The following is a 26,683-nucleotide window of genomic DNA, read 5'->3' as shown; positions in this document are numbered from 1 at the left end:
CAGGACGGCGGTCAGGACGGCGCCCCGCCGGTGACGATGCCGGCGAACTCGCCGGCGTCGAGGCTGGCGCCGCCGACGAGGGCGCCGTCGACGTCCTCACCGGCCATGATGGCGGCGACGTTGGCGGACTTCACCGATCCGCCGTAGAGCACGCGGACCGCGTCGGCCACCTCGGCGCCGTGGACGTCGGCCAGGCGGGCGCGCAGCGCGGCGCAGACCTCCTGGGCGTCCTCGGGGGTGGCCACCTTGCCGGTGCCGATGGCCCACACGGGCTCGTAGGCGACGACGACCTTGGGCAGGTCCTCCGCGGAGATGCCGGCCAGGGACCCGTCCAGCTGCCCGACGCAGTCGGCGACGTGCTCGCCGGCCTCGCGGACCTCGAGCTGCTCGCCCAGGCAGACGATCGGGGTCATGCCGTGCTCGAGCACCTTGGCGGCCTTCGCGGCCACCAGCGCGTCGTCCTCGCCGTGGTACTGGCGGCGCTCGGAGTGGCCGACCACCACGTACTGCACGCCCAGGCGCGCCAGCATCGAGGCGGCGACCTCGCCGGTGCGGGCGCCCGGCTCGTGCGCGGAGACGTCCTGGGCGCCCAGGCCCAGCTCCAGCTTGTCGCCCTCGATGAGGGTCTGCACCGAGCGCAGGTCGGTGAACGGCGGGATGACGACGGCCTCGACGGCCTTCGGGTCGTGCTTGGCGTCGCGCAGGGTCCACGCGAGGCGCTGCACGAGGGCCGTGGCCTGCACGTGGTCGACGTTCATCTTCCAGTTGCCGGCCATGAGCGGGGTGCGGGCCACGGGGTTCCTCCAGGGGTGCGGGTGCGAGGTGGGTGCGTGCGTGCGGAGGGCTCCCCGCCCGCGCGAGCGCGCGGGCGGGGAGCCCCGTCAGGCTGCCGTCAGGCCGCTGTCAGGACAGGACGGACAGGCCCGGGAGGGTCTTGCCCTCGAGGTACTCCAGGCTGGCGCCGCCGCCGGTGGAGATGTGGCCGAAGTCGCTGTCGGCGAAGCCGAGCGAGCGCACGGCTGCGGCGGAGTCGCCGCCCCCGACCACGGTGAGGCCGCCGGCGCGGGTGACCTCGACGAGGGCCTTCGCGAGCTCGCGGGTGCCCTCGGCGTACGGCGCCATCTCGAACGCGCCCATGGGCCCGTTCCAGAAGACCGTGCGGGTGTCGGCGAGCCGCTCGGCGAAGAGCTTCGCGCTCTGCGGGCCGATGTCCAGGCCCATCCGGTCGGCCGGGATGGCGTCCGCGGCGACGACCTCGTGGTCGGCGTCGGCGGAGAACGCCGTCGCCGCGACGACGTCGACCGGGAGGACGACCTCCACGCCGCGCTCGGCGGCGGTGGCGAGGTAGCCCTTGACGGTCTCGACCTGGTCGGCCTCGAGCAGGGACTTCCCGACCTCGTGGCCCTGGGCCGCCAGGAAGGTGAAGACCATGCCGCCGCCCACGAGCAGCCGGTCGGCGGTGCCGAGCAGGTTCTCGATGACGGCCAGCTTGTCGGAGACCTTCGCCCCGCCCAGCACCACGGCGTAGGGCCGGGCCGGGTCGGTGGTGAGGCGCTGCAGCACCGCGGTCTCGGCCTCGACCAGGCCACCGGCGGCGTGCGGGAGCAGCTGGGCGACGTCGTAGACGCTCGCCTGCTTGCGGTGCACCACGCCGAAGCCGTCGGAGACGAACAGGCCCCGGTCGGGACCCCCGACGAGGGCCGCCAGCTCGGCGGCGAAGGCGGCGCGCTCGGCGTCGTCCTTGCTCGTCTCGCCGGCGTTGAAGCGGAGGTTCTCCACCAGCAGCAGCTCGCCGTCGCCGAGGGCGTCGGCGGCCTCCTGCGCGGACCCGCCGACGGTGGTGTCCGCGAACCGGACGGTCACCTGCGGCAGCAGCTCGCGCACCCGCTCGGCCACGGGGGCCAGGGAGTACTTCGCCTCCGGGGCGCCCTTGGGGCGGCCCAGGTGGGCGACGACGACGACGCGCGCGCCCGCGTCGAGCAGGCGCTGCCACGTGGGCACCGAGGCCCGGACGCGGCCGTCGTCGGTGATGGTGGTGCCGTCGAGCGGCACGTTGAGGTCGGAGCGGACCAGCACCCGGCGGCCGCGCAGGTCACCCTGCGCGGCCACCAGGTCGTCCAGCGACGTGAGCGCCATGTCTGGGGCTGAGGGGGCTCAGGCCCCGACGAGCTTCACCAGGTCGACGAGGCGGTTGGAGTAGCCCCACTCGTTGTCGTACCAGCCGACGACCTTCACCTGGTCGCCGATGACCTTGGTCAGGCCGGCGTCGAAGATGCAGGAGGAGGGGTCGGTGACGATGTCCGAGGACACGATCGGGTCGGTCGTGTACTTGAGGTAGCCCTTCATGGCGCCCTCGGCCGCGGCCTTGACCACCGCGTTGACCTCGTCGACCGAGGTCTCGCGACCGACGGTGACGGTGAGGTCGGTGGCCGAGCCGGTCGGGACCGGGACGCGCAGCGCGTAGCCGTCGAGCTTGCCCTTGAGCTGCGGGAGCACCAGGCCGATCGCCTTCGCCGCACCGGTGGAGGTGGGGACGATGTTGATGGCGGCGGCGCGGGCGCGGCGCAGGTCGGAGTGCGGCCCGTCCTGCAGGTTCTGGTCCTGCGTGTAGGCGTGCACCGTGGTCATGAGGCCGCGGACGATGCCGAACTCGTCGTCGATGGCCTTGGCCATCGGGGCGAGGCAGTTCGTGGTGCAGGACGCGTTCGAGATGATGCTGTGCGCGGCGGCGTCGTAGTCGCCGTCGTTCACGCCCATGACGATGGTGATGTCCTCGTTCTTCGCCGGGGCGGAGATGATGACCTTCTTGGCGCCCCCGTCGAGGTGCGCCTTCGCCTTGGTGGCGTCGGTGAAGATGCCGGTCGACTCGACCACGACGTCCGCGCCCAGGTCGCCCCAGGGGAGGTCGGCCGGGTTGCGCTCGGCGAGCGCCTTGAAGCTCTTGCCGTTGACGGAGATCTCGTCGCCCGCGGTGGACACGCCCTCGAGGCGGCCGAGGACCGAGTCGTAGGCGAGCAGGTGGGCGAGCGTCGCGTTGTCGGTCAGGTCGTTGACGCCGACGATCTCGACGTCAGCGCCCGACGCCTGAACGGCGCGGAAGAAGTTGCGGCCGATGCGGCCGAAGCCGTTGATGCCCACGCGGATGGTCACAGAGCGCCTCCTGGTAGGAGTGGCAGGGGTCGCCCCAGACCCTAGGGCACCTCAGGCGTCCAACATGTCAGGGGTCAGGTTGGCCTCGGTCCCCGGCATCCCGAGCTCCTCGGCGCGGCGGTCCGCCATGGCGAGCAGCCGGCGGATGCGGCCGGCCACGGCGTCCTTGCTCATCGGCGGGTCGGCCAGCGCGCCGAGCTCCTCCAGGGAGGCCTGCTTGTGCTCCAGGCGCAGGGCCCCGGCGGTGCGCAGGTGCTCCGGCACGTCCTCCCCGAGGATCTCCAGGGCGCGCTCCACCCGGGAGCCGGCGGCCACCGCGGCGCGCGCCGAGCGGCGCAGGTTGGCGTCGTCGAAGTTGGCGAGGCGGTTGGCGGTGGCGCGCACCTCCCGGCGCATGCGCCTCTCCTCCCACACCAGCTTGGCGCCGTGGGCGCCCAGGTGGGTGAGCAGGTCCCCGATGGCCTCGCCGTCGCGGATGACCACGCGGTCGGTGCCGCGCACGTCGCGCGCCTTGGCCTGGATGTCCAGGCGCCGGGCGGCACCCACCAGCGCCAGCGCGGCCTCCGGGCCCGGGCAGGTGATCTCCAGGGCGGAGGAGCGCCCGGGCTCGGTCAGGGAGCCGTGCGCGAGGAACGCCCCGCGCCAGGCGGCCTCGGCGTCGCAGACCGCACCGGCCACCACCTGCGGCGGGAGCCCGCGGACGGGACGCCCGCGCTGGTCGAGCAGGCCCGTCTGGTGGGCCAGCGACTCGGCGTTGTGGACCACCCGGACGACGTAGCGGGAGCCGCGGCGCAGCCCGCCCCCGGCCACCACGAGCACCTCGCTGGCCGCGCGGTAGACGTCGGCGAGGTCGCGCCGCAGCCGCCGCGCCGCGGCGCCGGTGTCGAGCTCGGCCTCCACCACCACGCGCCCGGCGATGATGTGCAGGCCGCCCGCGAAGCGCAGCAGGGCCGAGACCTCGGCCTTGCGGCAGCAGGAGCGCTGCACCGGAAGACGGCTCAGCTCGTCCTTCACCTGTGCCGTCAGTGCCATGCCGTCTCCATGCGCTTCATGGTGCCACCGCGACACGCCCGGGGTGACGACTCGCCGAATTCCACCGGTGTGACTAGGTCGGCGGGATCAGTCCGAGCCCGCCGGCGGGCCGGTCAGACCCTCTTCACCCCCTCTCCACCCCCTCGCCACCCCGTCGGGTCCGGGGGCGGGCGCGTCAGCCCACGTCGCCCCAGGAGCCCTCCAGCACGTCGCGCATCGCGGCGGCCAGGCGCAGCGGGTCGTGCTCGGAGGACAGCGCGGGACGCCCGCGGCGGACCTTCCTGACCTGCCGGAGCACCAGCTGCGCCCCGGCCTCCTCAGCCGCGACCGCCAGCGCCTCGACGTCCTCCACGGCGCTCGGGTCGGCCAGCACCACGTCCAGCCGCAGCCCGCGGGCGTGGGCGGTGAGCGCCCGCACGTGCGCCGCGGGGCTCAGGCCGCTGGTCTCACCGCGCTCGCTGACGAGGTTGAGCACGAGGCAGCGGCGGGCGCGGGTCTCGCGCAGCGCGGCGGCCAGGTCCGGCACCAGCAGGTGCGGCATGACGCTGGTGAACCAGCTGCCGGGGCCCAGCACCACCCAGTCCGCGGCGCGGACCGCCTCGACCACCTCCGGGCGGGCCGGGGGGTCCACCGGCAGCAGGCGCACCTCCTCCACGGTGCCGCGCGTGGTGGCCACGGCCTTCTGGCCGCGGACCACCTCCAGGCGGGCGGGCGCCGAGCGGGTGGCGCTGACGCGCACGTCCGCCTCGATCTCCAGCGGCACCGACGACATGGGCAGCACCCGGCCGCGCGCGCCGAGCAGCCTGCCCACCAGGTCGAGCCCCTCGACGCTGTCGCCCAGGCGCTGCCACAGGGCGGCGATGAGCAGGTTGCCGACGGCGTGGTCGGCCAGCGGCCCGTCCCCGGTGAAGCGGTGCTGCAGCACGTCACGCCAGGTGCGGCCCCACTCGGTGTCGTCGCACAGCGCCGCCAGCGCCATCCGCAGGTCCCCCGGCGGCATGATCCCCAGCTCCGAGCGCAGGCGGCCGCTGGAGCCGCCGTCGTCGGCCACCGTGACGACGGCGGTGATCCTGTCCGACAGGTGACGCAGCGCCTGCAGCGAGGCGGCCAGGCCGTGACCGCCGCCGCAGGCCACCACCGCGGGCCCGGACCCGGGCTGCAGGCCGGGGGCCAGCCCGGCGCCGGGACCGACGCCCGGCCTCACGCGGCCCTCACTCTCGCCCGAGGTCGCGGTGGGCGACCCGCAGCACGGGGGCCGGGTGCTCCTCAGCCCCCTCGGCCGGGGACGGTGCCGCCGACGACGACGCCAACGGGGACGCTGCGGCGTCGGCGACCGCCTGCAGGCGCGCCGCCAGCGCCTCGGTCATGGCCACGGAGCGGTGCTTGCCGCCGGTGCAGCCGATGGCCACGGTGGCGTAGCGGCGGTGCTCGCGCTGGTAGCCGGCGATGACCGGCTGCAGGGCCGCGGCGTACCTGTCGAGGAACTCCTCGGCGCCGTCCTGCCCGAGCACGTAGCTGCTGACAGGGGCGTCGCGGCCGGTCAGCGGCCGCAGCTCGGGGACCCAGTGGGGGTTGGGCAGGAACCTCACGTCCACCACGTGGTCGGCGTCGGTGGGGAGGCCGTACTTGAAGCCGAAGGAGAGCAGCGTCAGGCGCAGGCGGGTGGCCTCGGCCTCCCCGAAGGCGCGGGTGATCGAGGCGGCGAGCTGGTGGACGTTGAGGTCGGAGGTGTCGATGACCACGTCCGCGGCGGCGCGCAGGTCCCGCAGGAGCTCGCGCTCGGTCTCGATGCCGTCGAGGATGCGCCCCTCCTCCTGGAGCGGGTGGGGGCGCCGCACGGACTCGAAGCGGCGGACCAGCACACCGTCGCTCGCCTCGAGGAAGAGGATGCTGCGGCGCACGCGGACCGCCGCGAGCGCCGCGGCGAGGTCGGCGGAGAAGCCGCGCCCGCGCACGTCGAGCACCACCGCCACCTTGGGGACGGCGCCGGAGGCCTGCGCGGCGAGCTGCGCGAGCGGACCCAGCATCTGCGGCGGCAGGTTGTCCACCACGTACCAGCCGAGGTCCTCCAGGACGTGGGCCACGGTCGACCGGCCCGCCCCCGACAGGCCGGTGATGACGAGCAGGTCGTGCCCGCCCTCGGGGGGAGGCTGCTGCTGGGGCGCAGGGTGCGGCTCGGGTCGTTGCGGCGGCGCGCTCACGCGGCCATCCTGGCCCATCGGGTCAGTCCACGAGCTCCCCGGTGGCGAGGTCGACCGACGGCGCGGGAGCGTCCCCGGCCAGCGCCGCGACCACGGCGGCCGCGGTGGCGGGCCCCATGCCGGGCACCTCGGCCACCTGCTCCGGTGTCGCGGCGCGCAGCGCCTTGAGCGTGCCGAAGTGCGCCATGAGCGCCTGCCGCCGCGCCGGCCCGAGGCCCGGGACGCCGTCGAGCGCGCTGGTCGTCATGCTCTTGCTGCGCTTGGAGCGGTGGTGGGTGATGGCGAACCGGTGGGCCTCGTCGCGCAGGCGCTGCAGCAGGTAGAGGCCCTCGCTGGTGCGCGGCAGGACCACGGGGTGGTCCTCCCCCGGCAGCCACACCTCCTCCAGGCGCTTGGCCAGGCCCACGAGGGCGACGTCGGTGACGCCCAGGTCCGCGAGCGCCGCGGCGGCGGCCTCGACCTGCGGCTGCCCGCCGTCGACGACGACGAGCTGCGGGGCGTAGGCGAAGCGGCGGGCCCGCCCGGTGGTGGGGTCGATGCCCGGCTGGACCTCCCCGCTCACCGGGCCGCTGACCTGCTCGACGTGCTCGCCCTGCCCGTCGGCGGCCTGCTGCTCCACGTGGCGGCGGAAGCGGCGGGTGAGCACCTCGTTCATGGACGCGAGGTCGTCCGTGCGCCCGTCGGGCCCGTCCCCCCGGACGTTGAACTTCCGGTACTCGCTCTTGCGGGGCAGGCCGTCCTCGAAGACGACCATGGACGCCACGACCTCGCTGCCCTGCAGGTGGGAGACGTCGTAGCACTCGATGCGCAGCGGGGCCTCGTCGAGCCCGAGGGCCTCCTGCAGCTCCTGCAGCGCCAGGGAGCGGCTGGTGAGGTCACCGCCGCGCCGGGTCTTGTGGAGGTTCAGCGCTCCGGTGGCGTTGCGCTCCACCGTCTCCAGCAGCGCGCGCTTGTCACCGCGCTGCGGCACGCGCACCTCCACCCGCGAGCCCCGCAGCCGGGTGAGCCACGCCGCGGTCTGCTCGGGGTCGGTGGGCTCGACGGGGACGAGCACCTCGCGAGGCACCTGCTCCCCGGCGCCGGCGTCGTCGTCGTCGCCCGACCCGCCGTAGACCTGCTGCAGCAGGTGCTGCACGAGGTCGGCGGTGGTGACGTCCTCGACCTTCTCCACCACCCAGCCGCGCTGGCCGCGGACGCGGCCGCCGCGGACGTGGAAGACCTGCACGGCGGCCTCGAGCTCGTCCTCGGCGAGGGCGAAGACGTCGGCGTCGGTGGCGTCGGGGAGCACCACGGCGCTCTTCTCGAGGGCCTTGCGCAGGGCGCCGGCGTCGTCGCGCAGGCGCGCGGCCCGCTCGAAGTCCATCTCGGCGGCGGCCTCGCGCATCTGCGCCTCGACGCGCCTGACGTACTTGGAGGTGGCGCCGCCCATGAAGTCGGCGAACTCCTGCGCCAGCGCGCGGTGCTCCTCGGGGCTGACCTTGCCGACGCACGGCGCGGAGCACTTGTCGATGTACCCCAGCAGGCAGGGGCGGCCCACCTGGCCGGCACGCTTGAAGACGCCCGTGGAGCAGGTGCGCACGGGGAAGACGCGCAGGAGGAGGTCGACGGTCTCGCGGATGGCCCAGGCGTGGGCGTAGGGGCCGAAGTAGCGGGTGCCCTTGCGCTTGGCGCCGCGCATGACCTGCACCCGCGGGAACTCCTCGCCCATGGTCACCGCGAGGTAGGGGTAGGACTTGTCGTCGCGGTACTTGACGTTGAAGCGCGGGTCGTACTCCTTGATCCACGAGTACTCCAGCTGGAGCGCCTCGACCTCGGTGCCCACGACGGTCCACTCGACGCTCGCGGCGGTGGTGACCATCGTGGCGGTGCGGGGGTGCAGCGCGTGCAGCGGCTGGAAGTAGTTGGCCAGCCGCTGGCGCAGGCTCTTCGCCTTGCCGACGTAGACCACGCGGCCCTGCGGGTCGCGGAACCGGTACACGCCCGGGGAGTCGGGCACCTCCCCCGGCTTCGGTCGGTAGGAGGCGGGGTTCGTCACCCGTCCAGCGTAAGCAGGGGCACCGACGGTGCGCTCAGCCCATCCGGCGCGGGTCGGCGGGCAGGCGCGGGTTCAGCAGGTGCGCCACCAGCGCGGTCCACCCGGTCTGGTGGGTGGCGCCGAGGCCCTCGCCGGTGTCGCCGTCGAAGAACTCGCTGAAGGTCACCTGCTCGCGCCACAGCGGGGAGTCGCCGGCCTCGACGCGGTCGCCGTCGGTGGGACGCCGCCCGCCGCGGGCGGGGTCGGGGCGGAACAGCGCGGTGAGGCCGCCGTCGATGAGGTCGGCGGCCTGGTCGAGGGTCACCACGTTGCCGGACCCGGTGGGCACCTCGATGGTGAAGGTGTCCCCGTAGTGGCGGCCCATGGTGCGCAGCTTGTCGGCGATGAGCACGTTGACGGGGAACCAGATCGGCCCGCGCCAGTTGGAGTTGCCGCCGAACAGGCCGGTGCGGCTCTCCCCCGGCTCGTACTCCAGCGAGACGTCCCGGCCCCCGACGTTGGCGTACACCTGGCCAGTGGAGCGCGAGAGGGACCGGATGCCGTACGGGCTCCAGAACTCCTCGGTGTCGAACATCCGCTGCAGGATCCGGCGCAGCCGCTCCGGGCCCACCAGGGAGAGCAGCATGCGCCGCCCGTCGGGGCCGGACCGGGAGCGCAGCGGGCCCATGAGGTCGGGGCGGCGGCGCTGCAGCCACCGCAGCCGGGTGGTGACGTCCGGGCACTCGGTGGAGATCCACGCGGGCACCTCGGTGGCCCCCAGGATCGGCAGCAGGCCCACCATGGAGCGCACGCGCATCGGCTCGGCGTGGCCGGAGGGGTCCACGAGGACGTCGTAGAAGAAGCCGTCGTCGTCGTCCCAGAGCTTGGCGCCGCGGGTGCCGAAGCTGTTCATGGCCTGGGCGATGGACAGGAAGTGCTCGAGGAACTTCGTGGCGGTGTCGTCCCAGGCGCGGTCGTGGCGGGACAGCTCCAGGGCGATCTTGAACATCTGCTGGCAGTAGAACGCCATCCAGCTGGTGGCGTCGGACTGCTCCAGGCGGTACCCGGGGGGCAGCGGCGCGGACCTGTCGAACAGCGCGATGTTGTCCATCCCGAGGAACCCGCCCTCGAAGAGGTTCGAGCCGGAGGAGTCCTTGCGGTTGACCCACCACGAGAAGTTCAGCAGCAGCTTGGTGAAGACGCGGATGAGGAAGTCGCGGTCGCGGTAGCCGTCGATGCGGTACACGTGCCAGGCGGCCCAGGCGTGCACGGGCGGGTTGACGTCGCCGAACTCCCACTCGTACGCGGGCAGCTGGCCGTTGGGGTGCATCGCCCACTCGCGGCACATGAGCACCAGCTGCTCCTTGGCGAAGTCGGGGTCGACGTGCGCCAGGGGGATGGTGTGGAAGGCGGTGTCCCAGGCCGCGAACCAGGGGTACTCCCACTCGTCCGGCATGGAGATGACGTCGGCCAGCGCGACGTGGCGCCACGTGGTGTTGCGCCGCCCGGTGTCCTCGCGCTGCTGGGGGGCGGGGGCCACCGGGTCTCCGTCGAGCCACTGCGCGACGTCGAAGCGGTAGAGCTGCTTGGTCCACAGCAGGCCCGCGTAGGCCCGGCGCGCCACGTGCCGGTCGGCCTCGGGCAGCGAGGGGTCGATGACCGTGGCGTAGAACTCGTCGGCCTCGGTGCGGCGGGCGGCGACCACGGCGTCGAAGCCCGTCCCGAAGGTCGCCGGGGTCGGGTCCGACGGGGTCAGGCGCAGCCGGACGGTGACCGTCTCACCGGGGGCGACGGAGTCCCAGCGGTACCAGAAGGCGGCCTTGGTGCCGGTGTCGGCGGGGTTGACGGCGCTGGTGTCGCCCTGGACGACCGCCCTGTCGACGCCGTCCTTGGGGTAGCGCGGGCTCGTGGTCCGCTTGTCGCCGAACAGGAGCGCCGCGTTGGTCTCGTTGTCGCAGAAGAGCACCTGCGGGGAGCCCTCGGCGGCCAGCACGTAGCGGCCCAGGTAGCCGTGCTCGGCCTCGACGGCCTCCAGCCCGGGCACCGTGAGGGTGGGCGCGAGCATCTGGTTGAGCACGCCGCGGCGCAGGTCGCGGCCCCAGGACCAGGTGTTGCGGAACCACAGCTGCGGCAGCAGGTGCAGCGGCGCGGCCTCCGGGCCGTGGTTGGTGGCCTCCACCACCACGCACACGTCGTCCGGGGCGGCCTTGGCGTAGGTCACCGTGACGTCGAAGAACCTGTCCTCGTCGAGCACGCCGGTGTCGGCCAGCTCGAACTCGCGCTCGTCGCGGCTGCGGCGGGCGTTCTCCTCCCGCAGGCGCTGGTAGGGGAACTCGGCCTGCGGGTAGCGGTAGAGCCACTGCGCCCAGGAGTGCGTGGGGGTGCCGTCCACGGCCCACCAGTGCTCCTTGGCGTCCTCGCCGTGGTTGCCCTCCTCGTTGGTGAGGCCGAAGAGGCGCTCCTTGAGGAACGGGTCCTTGCCGTTCCACAGCGCCACCGCGAGGTTGAGGAAGCCGAACCTGTCGCAGAAGCCGCCCAGGCCGTCCTCGCCCCAGCGGTACGCGCGCGAGCGCGCGTGGTCGAAGGGGAAGGAGCGCCACGCGTCGCCGTCCGCCGAGTAGTCCTCGCGGACGGTGCCCCACTGGCGGCCGGCGAGGTAGGGGCCCCACAGGCGCCATGGGCCCGCCGAGCCGGTGCACTCGTCGAGGCGGGCGTGCTCGGCGGTCTGCGGGGGGTCGCTCGGCTCCGCGTGGTGGCCGACGGGCGCCGCGGTCGCGTCGGGACCGGCAGGTCCCCCGGCACCGGGGGCGGCACCGGAAGCGGCACCGGAGGCGGAACCGGGGGCGCTGGCGGAGGTCGCGGAGGCGTCACGAGGAGCGCCGGCGGCGGGACCGCCGGTGGGAGCGGAGGGCACGGCGACACCCTGCCACCTGCGGCGGTGGTGTGCGTGAGGTGGCCCGGGAGATCGCCCCGCCGCACGGTGCCGCGCGCGGCCCGCCCGGCGCGGGTCAGCTGATGACCAGCTGGTCCCCCTGCTGGGTGACGGTCAGCGGCGAGAGGGGCTCGGTGGCGGGTCCCTCCAGCACCTCGCCGCCCTTCCCGGCGTCGAAGACGCTGCCGTGCAGCGGGCAGCGCAGCTGGGTGCCCTGCTCCGGCTTGACGATGCCACCGGCGTGGGTGCACACGGCCGAGTACGCGACGTACGTGCCCGCCGACGGCTGCGCGACGACCACCTCGTTGCCGCCGACCTCGACCACCACGGCGGACCCGGCCGGCACCTGCGAGGCCGCCACGCCACCGCCGGCCCCACCGCCGGCCCCTCCACCGGCGGCGCTGGAGCTCCCGGAGCCGCTGGCGGCAGAACCCCCCGCCCCCGAGCCCGCGGCGCCCTCGGGCTCCCCGGTGCCGCCGCAGGCGGCGAGCAGCCCGGCGGCGCCGAGCACGGCGCCCCCGGCGCCGGCGCGCGCGAGCAGGGCGCGCCGCGTGCACGGCAGCACGCGGGCGGGAGCGAGGTCGCTGCGGGCGGGCTCGCTCAGGGCGGGTCGGGACTCGGCTGCCTGCGGTTCCGGCGTCATGGCACGAGGCTAGGCGCTGCGGCTCCGTCCTTCCTGAGATCGACCTCCGCGTCGCGCTTCCGGGCCGCCTCCAGCACCGGGCCCAGGAAGCGGCCGGTGTGGCTGCCGGTCTTCTCGTGGGTGGCCGCCAGCTGCTCCGGAGTGCCCGAGGCGATGAGCTTGCCGCCGCCCGACCCGCCCTCGGGACCCATGTCGAGCACCCAGTCCGCGCTCTTGATGACGTCGAGGTTGTGCTCGATGACCACCACCGTGTTGCCCTTGTCGGCCAGCCCCTGCAGCACCTCGAGGAGCTTGCGGACGTCCTCGAAGTGCAGGCCCGTGGTCGGCTCGTCCAGCACGTACACGGTGCGGCCCGTGGAGCGGCGCTGCAGCTCGCTGGCCAGCTTCACGCGCTGCGCCTCGCCGCCGGACAGCGTCGGGGCGGGCTGGCCCAGCCGGACGTAGCCCAGGCCGACGTCGACGAGGGTGCGCAGGTAGCGCGAGATGCGCGGCACCGCGGCGAAGAACTCGGCGGCCTCCTCGATGGGCATGTCGAGGACGTCGGCCACGGTCTTGCCCTTGAAGTGCACCTCGAGGGTCTCGCGGTTGTACCGGGCGCCGTGGCAGACCTCGCAGGGCACGTACACGTCCGGGAGGAAGTTCATCTCGATCTTGATCGTGCCGTCACCGCTGCAGTGCTCGCAGCGTCCGCCCTTGACGTTGAAGGAGAACCGCCCGGCCTGGTAGCCGCGCACCTTCGCCTCGGTGGTGTCCGCGAACAGCGAGCGCACCACGTCCCACACGCCCGTGTACGTGGCGGGGTTGGAGCGCGGGGTCCGCCCGATGGGGCTCTGGTCGACGTGGACCACCTTGTCGAGCTGGTCCACGCCCTCCACCCGGGTGTGGCGACCCGGCACCTGGCGGGCGCCGTTGAGCCGGTTGGCCAGCACCTTGTAGAGGATGTCGTTGACCAGGCTGGACTTGCCCGAGCCGGACACCCCGGTCACGGCGGTGAGCACCCCGAGCGGCAGCTCGACGTCGATGCCGCGCAGGTTGTTCTCCCGGGCGCCCACCACCTTCACCACGCGGTCGCGGTCCACGGGGCGGCGCTCGGCGGGCACCGGCACGGCGCGACGGCCGGCCAGGTAGTCACCGGTCATGGACCCGGTGTTGGCCAGCAGCTCGGCGACGGGCCCGGAGTGGACCACCTGGCCCCCGTGCTCGCCGGCGCCCGGGCCGATGTCGACCACCCAGTCGGCCACGTGGATGGTGTCCTCGTCGTGCTCGACCACGATGAGGGTGTTGCCCAGGTCCCGCAGCCGGGTGAGGGTCTCGATGAGGCGGCGGTTGTCGCGCTGGTGCAGCCCGATGCTCGGCTCGTCGAGGACGTACAGCACGCCCACCAGGCCCGAGCCGATCTGGGTGGCCAGGCGGATCCGCTGGGCCTCCCCGCCGGAGAGCGTGCCCGAGGCGCGGTCGAGGGAGAGGTACGTCAGGCCGACGTCGACCAGGAACTGGACCCGCGCCAGCACCTCCTTGAGGACGGCGGCGGCGATCTGCGCCTCGCGCGAGGTCAGCTCGAGGGTGTCGAGCCAGCCGCGGAGCTCGGCGACGGGCAGCGCGCACGCCTGGGCGATGGACTTGCCGCCCACCGTGACCGCCAGGACCTCCGGGCGCAGGCGGGCGCCGCCGCAGACGCGGCACGGCACCTCGCGCATGTACCCCTCGAGGCGCTCGCGCGAGCTGTCGGACTCGGTCTCGGAGTGGCGGCGCTGGATGAACGGCAGCACGCCCTCGAACCCGGTGGTGTACGAGCGCTCGCGCCCCCACCGGTTCTTGTAGGTGACGTGCACCTCGTAGCCCTCGCCGTGCAGCAGCGCCTGCGTGGCGCGCTCCGGCAGGGCCCGCCACGGCACGTCGGTGGAGAAGCCGAGCTGCTGGGCGAGGCCGCCGATGAGCCGCTGGTGGTACTCGCTGCTGCCGGCGCCGTTCCAGGGGGCGATGGCGCCCTCGGCGAGGGTCTGGTCGGGGTCGGGGACGACGAGCTCGGGGTCCACCTCGAGGCGGGTGCCGATGCCGGAGCACTCCGGGCAGGCGCCGTAGGGCGCGTTGAAGGAGAAGGTGCGCGGCTCGACCTCCTCCAGCGCCAGCGGGTGGTCGTTGGGGCAGGCGAGCTTCTCGGAGAAGCGCATCACCACCGGGCCGTCAGCGGCACCGGCCGCCACCCCGGCGCCCTCGTCGCCGTCGGCGGACCTGCGCTCCACCAGCTCGACCAGCAGGACGCCGTCGGCCAGGCCGAGGGCGGTCTCGACGGAGTCCGTCAGGCGGCGCCCCACGCCCTCGCGCATGACGAGGCGGTCGACGACCACCTCGATGGTGTGCTTCTTGCGCTTGTCCAGGGCGGGCCGGGAGGCGGCGTCGCTGAGCTGCAGCGTCTCGCCGTCCACCCTGACGCGGGCGTAGCCCTTCGCCTGCAGGTCGGTGAAGAGGTCGACGAACTCGCCCTTGCGGCCGCGGACCACGGGCGCCAGCACCTGGAACCGCGTGGTCTCGGGCAGCTCGAGCAGCCGGTCGACGATCTGCTGCGGCGTCTGGCGCGCCACCGGCTCCCCGCACGTGGGGCAGTGCGCCCGCCCGGCGCGCGCCCAGAGCAGGCGCAGGTAGTCGTAGATCTCGGTGATCGTGCCCACCGTGGAGCGGGGGTTGCGGCTGGTGGACTTCTGGTCGATGGAGACCGCCGGGGACAGGCCCTCGATGAAGTCGACGTCGGGCTTGTCCATCTGCCCCAGGAACTGCCGGGCGTACGCGGACAGCGACTCGACGTAGCGGCGCTGCCCCTCGGCGAAGATCGTGTCGAACGCGAGGCTCGACTTCCCCGATCCCGACAGGCCCGTGAAGACGATCATCTTGTCCCGGGGGAGGTCCAGGGAGACGTCCTTGAGGTTGTGCTCGCGAGCACCCTGCACGACCAGTCGATCCACGGTCGTCAACTGTAGGTCGACCCACCGACAGCCCGCCCGTCCGGAACGCCCCGGCGGACGGGCGGGCTGCCGGCCGGCGGCCCCCGGGCTCTCAGCGGGCCCTCAGAAGACGGGGAAGGCGTCCGTGGGGTCGGGGCCGTCGCTGCCGGCCGGGTAGGTCTCCAGGGGCACCTCGTCGGCCTCCCACGCGGCGATGACGGGGGCGAGGATGCGCCAGCAGTCCTCGGCGGTGTCACCGCGCACGGACAGCAGCGGGTCGCCGTCGAGCACGCCGGCGAGCACCTCGCCGTAGGCCGGCAGCTGGGAGTCGCCCAGCTGCGCGCTCAGGGTGGCCTCCTCGAGGTCGAAGGGGTCGCCCTCAGCGTTCACCGTCAGGTCGAGGTTGATGGTCCCGGGCTTGAAGGAGAGCCTCATGCGCGTCGGGCGCGCCTCGCCGCGCAGGCCGCCCATGAGGTGCGGGACGGGCTTGAAGGTGATGACGGCCTCCTTGCGCGCCCGGCCCAGCCCCTTGCCCGACCGCAGCCGGAACGGCACGCCCGCCCAGCGCCAGGTGTCGACGTGCAGCACCACCTCCGCCAGGGTCTCGGTCTGGCGGGAGGGGTCGACGCCGTCCTCGGCCTGGTAGTCGGGCAGGTCGCGGTCCCCCATGCGCCCGGCCGTGTAGACCGCGCGGCGGCTGGCCTCGGCCGGCGTCCCGGCCAGGCGGGTGGCGCGCAGGACCTGCGCCTTGCGATCGCGGAACTCGCGCTCGTCGAGGCTGGCGGGGGCGTCCATGGCGAGCACCGCCAGCACCTGCAGCAGGTGGCTCTGGATCATGTCCTTGAGCGCGCCGGCCCTGTCGTAGTACCGGGCGCGGCCCTCCAGGCCCAGGTCCTCGTCGTAGACCACGTCGACCCGCTCGACGTGGCCAGCGTTCCAGGTCGGCTCGAAGAGGCGGTTGGCGAACCGGACGCCGAAGACGTTGAGCACCGCGGACGTGCCCAGGAAGTGGTCGACGCGGTGGACGTGCTCCTCGGGGACCAGCTGGGCCACCACCTCGTTGAGGTGGTGGGCGGAGGCCTCGTCGGACCCGAAGGGCTTCTCCATCACCAGGCGGGTGCTCTCGGGCAGCTCCTGCCCGACGAGGTTCTCGCAGGCCTTCGCCGTGACCGCGGGCGGCAGGGCGAAGTAGACGGCCACCGGCGCGGTGCAGGAGTGCAGCAGCGCGTTCAGCGCCTCCGGGTCGGTGACGTCCACCTGCTGGTACCGGCTGGCGTCGCGCACGGCGCACGCGGCCTCCCACCCGTCGGGGCGGTCGTCGTCGACGTGCTGCTGGGCGTCGGCGAAGGCACCGGTCACCACCTCGCGCCAGCGGTCGTCGTCCCAGTCCTCCGAGCCGGCGCCCACCAGCTGCAGGGAGGACCCGTGCCCGTGGGCGGGGTCCTCGTCGCGGTCGGACACCAGCAGCCGCGCCAGCCCCGGCAGGAGCAGCCGCGAGGCGAGGTCACCGCTGGCGCCGAGCACGAGCAGCGTCGCCACCGGGTCACCGCCGGTGTGGCCCTTCCGGCCGGCGGCGCCGTGCCCGCCGCCGCCGCTCTGCTCGGGACCGTCGACGCCCCCGCGTCCGCTCTCGGTGCCGCCGGTCGCCTGCTCCTCGTGCGCGCTCACGCGGCTCAGCCTGCCGAAGATCGCCCCTGGGTGCACCATGGCGCGGTGTCAGCAGCACCGGACCACCAGCAGCCGGACCAGCAGCCCCAGCAGCAGCCCGACCAGCAGGCAGACCTGCGGATCGAGGACTACGCCCTCATCGGTGACTGCCACACCGCCGCCCTGGTGAGCCGCCGCGGCGCGGTCGACTGGATGTGCCTGCCGCGCTTCGACTCCCCCGCCGCGTTCGCGGCGCTGCTGGGCACGCGCGAGAACGGCCACTGGACCATCGCCCCGGCGCAGGACGGGCCGGCGGTGGTGTCGGTGGAGCGCCGCTACGAGGGCGACTCGTTCACGCTGCGGACCCGGTGGACGCTGGAGGACGGCGGCGTCGTCGACGTCGTCGACTGCATGCCCGTGGGCGACCGCCGCGCCGACCTGGTGCGCCGCGTGGAGGGCGTCTCGGGCCGGGTGGAGCTGCGCCAGGAGCTGGTCATCCGCTTCGGCTACGGGGCCGTGGTGCCGTGGCTGCGGCGCGTCGGCGGCAAGGGCGACGCCGCCAAGGGCCTGCTCGCCAGCGCCGGCCCGGACGCGGTGCTGCTGCGGACCACCGGCAAGCTGCCGAAGGCGAGGGGGCGCACGCACGCCGGCAAGATCGCGGTGGCCGCGGGGCAGGTGGTCGACACGGTGCTGACCTGGTACCCCTCCCACCGGGAGCCGCCGCTGCCGATGGAGGTCGACGGCAGGCTGGAGAGCACCCGGCGCTGGTGGCAGGAGTGGGCCGACCGCGGGGACGGGCCCGCCGCCGAGGGCCCGTACGCCCGCGCGGTGGTGAGGTCGCTGCTGGTGCTGCGGGCCCTCACCCACGAGGACACCGGCGGCATCGTGGCCGCCGCCACGACGTCGCTGCCGGAGATGCCCGGCGGCACGCGCAACTGGGACTACCGGTACTGCTGGCTGCGCGACGCGGCGCTCACGCTGGAGGCGCTGCTCGAGCACGGCTACACCGAGGAGGCCCGCGAGTGGCGCGGCTGGCTGCTGCGCGCGATCGCCGGGGACCCCGAGGACCTGCAGATCATGTACGCGGTGGACGGCGCGCGGGACCTGCCCGAGCGGGAGCTCGACCACCTGGCCGGGTTCGGCGGGGCCAGGCCGGTGCGCATCGGGAACGGCGCCGTCGACCAGTACCAGGCCGACGTCCTGGGCGAGGTGATGGTGGCCCTGGACGCCGCGCGCCGCGCGGGCCTGGCCGAGGACGAGTTCTCCTGGCCCATGCAGCGCGCCCTGCTCGACTTCGTGGTGGCGCACAGCAGCCGCAAGGACTCCGGCATCTGGGAGATGCGCGGTCCCGAGCAGTACTACGTCCACTCCCGGGTGATGGTCTGGGCCGCGCTCGACCGCGGTGTGCGCGCCGTGCGCGAGCGGGGCCTGGACGGCCCCGCGGAGCAGTGGGAGGCCCTGCGCGACCAGGTGCGCGAGGAGGTGCTGCAGCACGGCGTCGACGCGGGGACCCCCGACCGGCCCGGCCGCGGCTGCTTCGTGCAGCACTACGGCTCGCGGGAGGTGGACGCGTCGCTGCTGCAGCTGCCCCAGGTGGGCTTCGTGGAGGCCAACCACCCGGTGATGCTCGCCACGGTCGCGGCCATCGAGTCCGACCTGGTGCCCGACGGCCTGGTGATCCGCTACCGCACCGAGGCCTCCTCCGACGGGCTGCCGCCCGGGGAGCACCCCTTCCTGGCGTGCTCGTTCTGGCTGGTGGAGCAGTACGCGCGCAGCGGGCGCGCCGCCGACGGCCACGCGCTCATGCGCCGGCTCCTGGAGCTGCGCAACGACGTCGGGCTGCTCTCGGAGGAGTACGACGTGCGCGAGGGCCACCAGCTGGGCAACACTCCCCAGGCGCTCTCCCACCTGGCGCTGGTCAGGGCCGCCGACGCCCTCGCGGCGGCGGACCACCGGGACGGCGCGCCCGACGGACAGGAGCTGGTGCGCTGATGCTGGACCTGCGGACGGTCTCGGTGGGGCCGATGGACAACCGCTGCTACCTGCTGACCGACCCCGTGGCCACCGGGGGCAGCGGCGGGTGGCTCCTCGTCGACGCCGCTGCGGAGCCCGAGACGCTCCTGGCCCTGCTCGACGACGCCCTACCGGCGCGGGAGCGGGGGCGGGGCCTCGTGGTGACGACCCACCGCCACGACGACCACACCGGCGCGCTGGTCCGTGTCGCGGAGGTCACGGGCGCCACCACGGCAGCCGGGGACGACGACGCCGACGCGCTGCCGCTGGCGCCCGACCGCCGCCTGCGCCACGGCGACGTGGTCGGCGTCGGGCAGCACGAGCTGGGGGTCATCGCGCTGCGCGGGCACACCCCGGGGTCCGTGGCCCTGCTGCTGCCGGCGGGCGCCCTGTCCGGCGCCGACGGGGAGGTGGCCCACCTGTTCACCGGCGACTCGCTCTTCCCCGGCGGCCCCGGGAAGACGTGGTCACCGGAGGACTTCACCTCGCTCATGGACGACCTCGAGGAGCGGGTCTTCGCCGTCCTGCCGGACAGCACCGTGGTGCACCCCGGCCACGGGGAGACCACGACGATCGGCGCGGAGCGCCCGCGCCTGGCGGAGTACCGGGCCCGGGGCTGGTGACCGCCCGCTGAGGTCGGCCGACGTCGACCGCTCGGGTTGGCTCCGGCTGGCGTGGCGGGTGGGCCTCATGCCTGCCCGCGGCGCTCCAGCTGGCGGCTGCGGAGCAGGCTGGCGACCGTGGTGATGGCGAGCACGGCCACGATGAAGACCAGTGAGACCCAGATCGGGACCTCCGGCGCCCAGGAGAACCCCTCACCGCCGTTGAGGAAGGGCAGCTCGTTGGTGTGCAGCGCCTCCAGCACCAGCTTCACCCCGATGCCGCCGAGGACCACCGCGAGCCCGATCGACAGGTACACCAGCCGGTCCAGCAGGCCGCCGAGGAGGAAGTACAGCTGCCGCAGGCCCATGAGGGCGAAGATGTTGGCGGTGTAGACGAGGAACGGGTCCTCGGTGAGCCCGAAGATCGCCGGGATGGAGTCCAGCGCGAAGAGCAGGTCGGTGCTGCCGATGGCGAAGAACACGATGATCATGGGCGTGAACAGCTTCTTGCCGTCCACCTCGGTCCGGACCTTGGCGCCGTCGTAGGACTCGGTGAGGGGGAGCACCTTCCGCATGCGGCGGATCAGGGCGTTGTCCTCGTACTCCTCGTCGTCGTTCCTGTCGAGGACGAGCTTGACCGCGGTGTAGATGAGGAACGCGCCGAAGATGTAGAAGACCCAGCTGAACTGCTCGATGACGGCCGCGCCGAGCAGGATGAAGATCCCCCGCAGCACCAGCGCGATGAGGATCCCCACCATGAGGACCTTCTGCTGGTCCTCCGCGGGCACCGCGAACCTCGACATGATGATGACGAAGACGAAGAGGTTGTCGACGCTGAGCGAGTACTCGGTGATCCACCCGGCGAAGAACTCCGAGGAGGGCTCCGTCCCTCCTCCGGGGATGAGCAGCATCACCACGCCGAACACGACGGCGAGGGCCACGTAGAAGCCCACCCACAGGGCGCTCTCCTTGGTGGACGGCACGTGAGGCCGCCGCCCGACGACCAGCAGGTCGGCGAGCAGCAGCCCCACGAGCGCGACGAGGGTGCCGACCTCGAACCAGGTCGGCAGCTCCTGCACCGTCAGCCGTCCTGGCGGGTGGAGCCGGGTCCGGCTCCGGTGGTGCTGCTCACGGTGTTCCCCTCGCGGTCGGCGTGCTGGCTGTCGACGTCCTGCTCGTCCTTCTTCGACTTCCGCAGGCTCAGCACCGTGGTCAGTGCGAGCGCGACGACGATGAACCCTAGCGAGACGGGCGTGGAGATCTCCGGGATGGCGGTGATGTGCTCGCCGCCGTTGAGGAACGGCAGCTCGTTCTCGTGCATCGCGTGGATGATCAGCTTGGCGCCGATGAACGCGAGGATCGCGGCCAGGCCGTAGTGGAGGTAGACCAGGCGGTCGAGCAGGCCGTCGATGAGGAAGTACAGCTGGCGCAGACCGAGCAGCGAGAACGCGTTGGCCGCGAAGACCAGGTAGGCCTCCTGCGTGAGGCCGAAGATCGCCGGGATCGAGTCGACCGCGAAGATGAGGTCGGCGGTGCCGATCGCGATGATGACCACCAGCATCGGCGTGACGAACCGCTTGCCGTCGACCTTCACGGTGAACTTGTCGCCGTGGTAGTCGTCGGTGGTCGGGAGGATGCGCTTGGTGAAGCGCAGGACCGCGTTCTCCTTGTACTCCTCGTCGTGGTCGTTCTGGGCCCTGACCTGGGCGATCGCCGTGTAGATGAGGATGGCGCCGAAGATCCAGAAGATCCAGGAGAAGTTCTGGATGGCCGCAGCGCCCACGGCGATGAAGATGCCGCGCAGCACGATGGCGATCGCGATGCCGATGAGGAGCACCTTCTGCTGGTACTCGCGCGGCACGCCGAAGCTGGACAGGATCAGCACGAAGACGAAGAGGTTGTCGACGCTGAGCGCCTTCTCCGTGATGTAGCCGGCGAAGTACTCACCGCCGTACTGGCCGCCGTAGAAGACGAGGATGAGCAGGCCGAACACGACGGCGATGCCCACGTAGGCCGCCGACCAGACCGCGGCCTCGCGGATCGACGGGGCGTGCGGTGTGCGCACGTGCCCGATGAAGTCGTAGGCGATCATGGCGATGATGACGGCGAGGGTGACACCCCACAGCCAGAGGGGGACGTCCACGGGAACCTCCGGGTTTCGATCTGACGCGAAATGACCGGAGGTCTCTCCCACTGCCGGCGCAGGCCGGTCAGCCGCAGGCCCGGGTCCCGGCCGGGGCCGGGATCCGTGATGACGAACCTGCGCGCAGGGATACTCCCCTCACGTTCTCTTTACCGTACCTTGACCTTTCCACGCCCGCACGCCGTGGAGGCCGGGTGGCGAGCCGCCCGCGGCCGTCCTGATCTGCCGCCCTGATCTGCCGCCCTGATCTGCCGCCCGTCAGACGGTGGTGGCCCGCTGCATCCCCCGCAGCTCGCGCTTGAGGTCTCCGATCTCGTCACGCAGCCGCGCGGCGAGCTCGAACTGCAGCTCCGCCGCCGCCGCGTGCATCTGGTCGGACAGCTGCTGGATGAGGTCGGACAGCTCCGCCCCGGCCATGCCCGCGGTGGCGCGTCCCGCGCCGCCCCCGGCCGACGCCATGCCCGGCACGGGCGCCTTGCCGCGCGACTGCTGCCGCCCGCTGCCGCCCAGCAGCGCCGCCGTGTCGGCGTCCTCCCGGGCGATGAGGTCGGTGATGTCGGCGATCTTCTTGCGCAGCGGCATCGGGTCCACGCCGCGCTCGCGGTTGTAGGCGATCTGCTTCTCGCGGCGCCGGTTGGTCTCGTCGATGGCCTGCTCCATCGACGGGGTGACCCGGTCGGCGTACATGTGCACCTGGCCCGAGACGTTGCGGGCCGCGCGGCCGATGGTCTGGATGAGGGAGCGCGCCGAGCGCAGGAACCCCTCCTTGTCGGCGTCGAGGATGCTCACCAGGCTCACCTCGGGCAGGTCGAGGCCCTCGCGCAGCAGGTTGATGCCCACGAGCACGTCGTAGTCGCCCTGGCGCAGCTCGCGCAGCAGCTCCACGCGGCGCAGCGTGTCGACCTCGGAGTGCAGGTAGCGCACCCGCACGCCCTGGTCGAGCAGGTAGTCGGTGAGGTCCTCGGCCATCTTCTTGGTCAGGGTGGTCACCAGGACGCGCTCGTCCTTGGCGGCCCGCTCGCGGATCTGCCCGAGCAGGTCGTCGATCTGGCCCTTCGTGGGGCGCAGCACCACCTGGGGGTCGACGAGCCCGGTGGGGCGGATGACCTGCTCGACGAACTCGCCCTTCACGCGCGACATCTCGTAGTCGCCGGGGGTGGCCGAGAGGTAGACCGTCTGCCCGATCCGCTCGAGGAACTCCTCCCACGTCAGCGGCCGGTTGTCCATGGCGGACGGGAGCCGGAAGCCGTGGTCGACCAGGGTCCGCTTGCGGCTCATGTCGCCCTCGTACATCGCCCCGATCTGCGGCACCGTGACGTGCGACTCGTCGATGACGAGGAGGAAGTCCTCGGGGAAGTAGTCGAGCAGGGTGTGGGGCGCGGTGCCGGCGGCGCGACCGTCGATGTGGCGGGAGTAGTTCTCGATGCCGGCGCAGGTGCCCACCTGGCGCATCATCTCGATGTCGTACGTGGTCCTCATGCGCAGCCGCTGCGCCTCGAGCAGCTTGCCCTGCGACTCCATCTCCGCCAGGCGCGAGGCCAGCTCGGCCTCGATGGTGCCGATGGCGCGCTCCATGCGCTCCGGGCCGGCGACGTAGTGGGTGGCCGGGAACAGGTGCATGGTCGACTCGTCGCGCAGGACCTCGCCGGTGAGCGGGTGCAGCAGGTAGAGCTTCTCGATCTCGTCACCGAACATCTCGATGCGGATCGCGTGCTCCTCGTACACGGGGATGATCTCGATGGTGTCGCCCCGCACCCGGAAGGTGCCGCGCGTGAAGGCGAGGTCGTTGCGGGTGTACTGCATGGTGACGAACTGCCGGAGCAGGTCGTCCCGCTCGACGGTGTCGCCGACCTTCAGCGTCACCATCCTGTCGACGTACTCCTGGGGCGTGCCCAGGCCGTAGATGCACGAGACCGACGCCACCACGACCACGTCGCGGCGGGTCAGCAGCGAGTTGGTGGCCGAGTGCCGCAGCCGCTCGACCTCCTCGTTGATCGAGGAGTCCTTCTCGATGTAGGTGTCGGACTGCGGGACGTACGCCTCGGGCTGGTAGTAGTCGTAGTACGAGACGAAGTACTCGACCGCGTTGTTGGGCAGCAGCTCGCGGAACTCGTTGGCCAGCTGCGCGGCGAGGGTCTTGTTCGGCGCGAGCACCAGGGTGGGCCGCTGCAGCTGCTCGATCGTCCAGGCCGTGGTGGCGGACTTGCCGGTGCCGGTGGCGCCGAGCAGCACGACGTCCTTCTCCCCGGCCTGGATGCGGCGGGTGATGTCGGCGATGGCCGTCGGCTGGTCACCGGCGGGCGAGAACTCGGACTCGACGGTGAAGGGCGCGACGCGACGCTGGAGATCGGTGACCGGGCGCATGGTGACAGTCTGAACGCCGGGTCTGACACCCGCTGTTCCTGAGCGGCCCTGCACCGCTCGCCGCGGTCACGACGAGCGGGCGAGCACCTCGGCGATGAACTCCGTCTTGCCCGCCGCGTAGCCGTCGATGTCGTGGTGCTTGGCCGCCAGACCCCGCTTGAGCAGGGCGTACGCCTCGCGGGCGCGCGGGTCGGCGCGCAGCGCGTCGCGGAAGGCCAGCACCTCGCGCACCTCCGGGTTGGCGGCGTCGCGCACGTGGCAGTCGACGCGCCTGCCCGGGTCGGCGTTGACGGCGAACGCCTTCGGCACCCGGCGGTAGTCCTCGCCCCCCTGCCCGCGGCGCGAGGTCGGCTGGTCCCACCACTCCCCCGGGGGCGCCACCAGCCCGGCGGAGCGCAGGTCCCCGGCCACCTCCCGCGCCGTCACCAGGTCGGGGCAGACCACCTGCAGGTCGATGCAGTCCTTCGCGAGCAGCCCCGGCACCGCGGTGGACCCGGTGTGCTGCACGTCGAGGGCCCGGTCCCCCGCGGCCCGCGCCACGCGTGCCACGAGGCGCTCCCCCGCGGCCGCCCACGCCGGGTCCGGTGGGACGAGGACGGGGCGGTGGGGACGAGGGGCCTGCTCCCCGCGCCGCAGGTGCTCCTCGAAGGGCACCAGGCGCTCGGTCCACAGCGCCCGCAGCTGCTCGGCGAGCTGCTCCGGGGAGCCGGACCCGTCCAGGAGCACGTCGGCCGCGGCGCGGCGGGCGTCGTCGTCGGCCTGGGCCGCGACGCGGGCGCGCGCGTCGTCGTCGGACATCCCCCGGCCGCGGGTGAGCCGGCGCAGCCGCACCTCCTCGTCCGCCATGACGGCGAGCACCAGGTGGTACCTGTCCGTGCGGCGCAGCTCGACGAGCAGCGGGATGTCGTGGACGACGACGGCGGACGGGTCCTCCGCCTGCGCCCGGGCCACCAGCTGCTCCGTCCGCGCCAGCACGAGGGGGTGGGTGACCGCCTCCAGGGCCCGCCGGCGCGAGGGGTCGGCGAAGACCACCCGGCCCAGCGCGGGCCGGTCCAGCGCACCGTCGGCGCCCAGCACGCCCTGCCCGAACTCGGCGACGACGGCGGCGAGCCCGGGCGACCCCGGCGCGACCACCTCGCGGGCGATGGCGTCGGCGTCGACCACCACGGCCCCCAGGTCCCGCAGCACAGCGGCCGCCGTGCTCTTGCCCGCTCCCACACCGCCGGTCAGCCCCACGTACAGCACCCGGCGACCCTACGGCGGGGACAGCCGGACACGGACGAGGCCCCGCACCCCCCGGAAGGGGTGCGGGGCCTCGTCGTGCGTGAGCGAGCGCTCAGCGGCGCATCAGCCGCCGGTGAGCTTCTCGCGCAGGGCCGCCAGCGCCTCGTCGGAGGCCAGGGTGCCCTCCGCCGCGGGGCCGTTGGAGCGGCTCGAGCTGGCCTCGACCGGGGCCGAGCTGGAGTAGCTCGTCGGGGCCGACTCGCCCGAGCTCGCGGCCTCGGCGTCGCGGGTGCGCGCCTCGGCGACCTGCTTGCGGTGCGCCTCCCAGCGGGCGTGGGCCTCGGCGTACTGCCGCTCCCACTCCTCGCGCTGCGCCTCGAAGCCCTCGAGCCAGTCGTTGGTCTCGGGGTCGAAGCCCTCGGGGTACTTGTAGTTCCCCGCCTCGTCGTACTCCGCGGCCATGCCGTACAGCGACGGGTCGAAGTCGTCCGACTCGGTGTCGACGCCCTGGTTCGCCTGCTTCAGCGACAGGGAGATGCGGCGGCGCTCGAGGTCGATGTCGATGACCTTGACGAAGATGTCGTCACCGACGTTGACGACCTGCTCCGGCAGCTCCACGTGGCGCTCGGCCAGCTCGGAGATGTGGACCAGGCCCTCGATGCCCTCCTCGACGCGCACGAACGCACCGAACGGGACGAGCTTGGTGACCTTGCCGGGGACGACCTGGCCGATCGCGTGGGTCCGGGCGAACTGCTGCCACGGGTCCTCCTGGGTCGCCTTCAGCGACAGGGAGACGCGCTCGCGGTCCATGTCGACGTCGAGGACCTCGACCTTGACCTCCTGGCCCACCTCGACGACCTCGGAGGGGTGGTCGATGTGCTTCCAGGAGAGCTCGGAGACGTGCACGAGGCCGTCCACGCCGCCGAGGTCGACGAAGGCGCCGAAGTTGACGATCGAGGACACGACGCCCGGGCGGACCTGGCCGCGCTGCAGGGTCTGCAGGAAGTTCTGGCGGACGGCCGACTGGGTCTCCTCCAGCCAGGCGCGGCGCGACAGGACCACGTTGTTGCGGTTCTTGTCGAGCTCGATGATCTTCGCCTCGAGCTGCTGGCCCACGTAGGGGGCCAGGTCGCGCACGCGGCGCATCTCGACGAGGGAGGCGGGCAGGAAGCCGCGCAGGCCGATGTCGAGGATGAGGCCGCCCTTGACGACCTCGATGACGGTGCCGGTGACGACGCCGTCCTCCTCCTTCAGCTTCTCGATCGTGCCCCAGGCGCGCTCGTACTGAGCCCGCTTCTTGGACAGGATGAGGCGGCCTTCCTTGTCCTCCTTCTGGAGGACGAGGGCCTCGACCTCGTCGCCGACGCCGACGACCTCGCTGGGGTCGACGTCGTGCTTGATGGACAGCTCGCGCGAGGGGATGACGCCCTCGGTCTTGTAGCCGATGTCGAGGAGGACCTCGTCGCGGTCGACCTTGACGATGGTGCCGGAGACGATGTCCCCGTCGTTGAAGTACTTGATCGTCTCGTCGATCGCGGCGAGCAGCTCTTCGGCGGTGCCGATGTCGTTGATGGCGACCTGGGGAGCGCTCGACGTCGGGAGGGTGGCGGTCATGAAGGGGTGGGCTCCGATGCGGACAGGGAATGAGTGGTGGGCGGTTGACGGGAGCGTCGCGCGCACGAGCACCACGGGGACCAGCACCAGGGAGCCACCGGACCTCCGCCGGCGGACCAGCGTGCGGACCGGCGTGAGTCTCAGCCTCATCACCGCGGCGGCCGG

General features: G+C 73.2%; 18 protein-coding genes. 2 read left to right on the top strand and 16 right to left on the bottom strand.

The window, feature by feature from the left end:
* Positions 1-11: 11 nt before the first annotated feature.
* The 11 genes from tpiA to H7K62_RS10455 form a co-directional block, all read right to left on the bottom strand.
* Positions 12-776 carry a triose-phosphate isomerase gene (gene tpiA, locus H7K62_RS10505; protein ID WP_222437445.1) on the bottom strand — a complete coding sequence of 255 codons (765 nt, stop codon included), beginning with the start codon at positions 774-776 and terminating at the stop codon, positions 12-14.
* Between the two features lie 127 nt (positions 777-903).
* Positions 904-2,136 carry a phosphoglycerate kinase gene (locus H7K62_RS10500; RefSeq protein WP_186717857.1) on the bottom strand — a complete coding sequence of 411 codons (1,233 nt, stop codon included), beginning with the start codon at positions 2,134-2,136 and terminating at the stop codon, positions 904-906.
* Positions 2,137-2,154: 18 nt separating this feature from the next.
* Positions 2,155-3,150: a type I glyceraldehyde-3-phosphate dehydrogenase gene (gene gap / locus H7K62_RS10495; protein ID WP_186717856.1), complete on the bottom strand. Its 996-nt coding sequence runs from the start codon at positions 3,148-3,150 to the stop codon at positions 2,155-2,157.
* A 51-nt stretch (positions 3,151-3,201) separates the two neighbouring features.
* Positions 3,202-4,182, bottom strand: coding sequence for a DNA-binding protein WhiA (whiA, locus tag H7K62_RS10490; protein WP_186717855.1), 981 nt, complete (start codon positions 4,180-4,182; stop codon positions 3,202-3,204).
* Positions 4,183-4,357: 175 nt separating this feature from the next.
* Complete coding sequence (locus H7K62_RS10485) at positions 4,358-5,386, bottom strand: gluconeogenesis factor YvcK family protein (protein WP_370591705.1); 1,029 nt, start codon at positions 5,384-5,386, stop codon at positions 4,358-4,360.
* Between the two features lie 7 nt (positions 5,387-5,393).
* On the bottom strand, positions 5,394-6,401 hold the full coding sequence (gene rapZ, locus H7K62_RS10480) for an RNase adapter RapZ (RefSeq protein WP_186717854.1): 1,008 nt from the start codon (positions 6,399-6,401) through the stop codon (positions 5,394-5,396).
* A gap of 4 nt (positions 6,402-6,405) precedes the next feature.
* Entirely contained in the window at positions 6,406-8,418 is a 2,013-nt protein-coding gene (gene uvrC / locus H7K62_RS10475; protein ID WP_186717853.1) for an excinuclease ABC subunit UvrC, read from the bottom strand.
* Positions 8,419-8,452: 34 nt separating this feature from the next.
* Entirely contained in the window at positions 8,453-11,311 is a 2,859-nt protein-coding gene (locus tag H7K62_RS23810; protein WP_370591704.1) for an MGH1-like glycoside hydrolase domain-containing protein, read from the bottom strand.
* A 94-nt stretch (positions 11,312-11,405) separates the two neighbouring features.
* Complete coding sequence (locus H7K62_RS23285) at positions 11,406-11,972, bottom strand: QcrA and Rieske domain-containing protein (RefSeq protein ID WP_186717852.1); 567 nt, start codon at positions 11,970-11,972, stop codon at positions 11,406-11,408.
* Entirely contained in the window at positions 11,969-14,932 is a 2,964-nt protein-coding gene (gene uvrA / locus H7K62_RS10460; protein ID WP_370591703.1) for an excinuclease ABC subunit UvrA, read from the bottom strand. Before uvrA ends, H7K62_RS23285 begins: the two co-directional genes overlap by 4 nt.
* A 102-nt stretch (positions 14,933-15,034) precedes the next feature.
* Entirely contained in the window at positions 15,035-16,579 is a 1,545-nt protein-coding gene (locus H7K62_RS10455; protein ID WP_222437363.1) for a glucose-6-phosphate dehydrogenase, read from the bottom strand.
* Between the two features lie 114 nt (positions 16,580-16,693).
* Here H7K62_RS10455 and H7K62_RS10450 point away from each other — a divergent pair, with 114 nt between their 5' ends.
* Both H7K62_RS10450 and H7K62_RS10445 read left to right on the top strand, forming a co-directional pair.
* A complete protein-coding gene (locus H7K62_RS10450) occupies positions 16,694-18,550 on the top strand; it encodes a glycoside hydrolase family 15 protein (RefSeq protein WP_255480078.1) in 1,857 nt (618 codons plus the stop codon).
* A complete protein-coding gene (locus H7K62_RS10445; protein ID WP_186717850.1) occupies positions 18,550-19,194 on the top strand; it encodes an MBL fold metallo-hydrolase in 645 nt (214 codons plus the stop codon). Before H7K62_RS10450 ends, H7K62_RS10445 begins: the two co-directional genes overlap by 1 nt.
* A gap of 65 nt (positions 19,195-19,259) precedes the next feature.
* Here H7K62_RS10445 and H7K62_RS10440 read toward each other — a convergent pair whose 3' ends face one another.
* The 5 genes from H7K62_RS10440 to rpsA all read right to left on the bottom strand — a co-directional run bounded on the left by H7K62_RS10440 (position 19,260) and on the right by rpsA (position 26,518).
* Entirely contained in the window at positions 19,260-20,252 is a 993-nt protein-coding gene (locus tag H7K62_RS10440; RefSeq protein WP_186717849.1) for a TerC family protein, read from the bottom strand.
* A gap of 2 nt (positions 20,253-20,254) precedes the next feature.
* The gene (locus H7K62_RS10435; protein ID WP_186717848.1) at positions 20,255-21,316 is read right to left on the bottom strand and encodes a TerC family protein; all 1,062 of its coding nucleotides are present in this window, start codon (positions 21,314-21,316) and stop codon (positions 20,255-20,257) included.
* A 258-nt stretch (positions 21,317-21,574) separates the two neighbouring features.
* Positions 21,575-23,680, bottom strand: coding sequence for an excinuclease ABC subunit UvrB (gene uvrB, locus H7K62_RS10430; protein WP_186717847.1), 2,106 nt, complete (start codon positions 23,678-23,680; stop codon positions 21,575-21,577).
* 66 nt (positions 23,681-23,746) lie between these two features.
* Positions 23,747-24,925 (bottom strand): dephospho-CoA kinase, encoded by a 1,179-nt coding sequence (coaE, locus tag H7K62_RS10425; RefSeq protein WP_186717846.1) that lies wholly within the window; start codon positions 24,923-24,925, stop codon positions 23,747-23,749.
* Positions 24,926-25,027: 102 nt separating this feature from the next.
* Positions 25,028-26,518, bottom strand: coding sequence for a 30S ribosomal protein S1 (gene rpsA, locus H7K62_RS10420; RefSeq protein WP_186717845.1), 1,491 nt, complete (start codon positions 26,516-26,518; stop codon positions 25,028-25,030).
* Between the last annotated feature and the right edge of the window lie 165 nt (positions 26,519-26,683).

The organism is Quadrisphaera sp. RL12-1S, assembly GCF_014270065.1.
GTDB lineage: Bacteria > Actinomycetota > Actinomycetes > Actinomycetales > Quadrisphaeraceae > Quadrisphaera.
The sequence above is the reverse complement of the archived record's forward strand: the minus strand, read 5'-3'. Positions and strand labels throughout refer to the sequence as shown.

Bases quoted from the DNA above. Each gene is read 5' to 3' on its own strand.
- tpiA (WP_222437445.1), bottom strand. From the start codon at position 776: ATGGCCGGCAACTGGAAGATGAACGTCGACCACGTGCAGGCCACGGCC.
- H7K62_RS10500 (WP_186717857.1), bottom strand. From the start codon at position 2,136: ATGGCGCTCACGTCGCTGGACGACCTGGTGGCCGCGCAGGGTGACCTG.
- whiA (WP_186717855.1), bottom strand. From the start codon at position 4,182: ATGGCACTGACGGCACAGGTGAAGGACGAGCTGAGCCGTCTTCCGGTG.
- rapZ (WP_186717854.1), bottom strand. From the start codon at position 6,401: ATGGGCCAGGATGGCCGCGTGAGCGCGCCGCCGCAACGACCCGAGCCG.
- H7K62_RS23285 (WP_186717852.1), bottom strand. From the start codon at position 11,972: ATGACGCCGGAACCGCAGGCAGCCGAGTCCCGACCCGCCCTGAGCGAG.
- H7K62_RS10445 (WP_186717850.1), top strand. From the start codon at position 18,550: ATGCTGGACCTGCGGACGGTCTCGGTGGGGCCGATGGACAACCGCTGC.
- uvrB (WP_186717847.1), bottom strand. From the start codon at position 23,680: ATGCGCCCGGTCACCGATCTCCAGCGTCGCGTCGCGCCCTTCACCGTC.
- rpsA (WP_186717845.1), bottom strand. From the start codon at position 26,518: ATGACCGCCACCCTCCCGACGTCGAGCGCTCCCCAGGTCGCCATCAAC.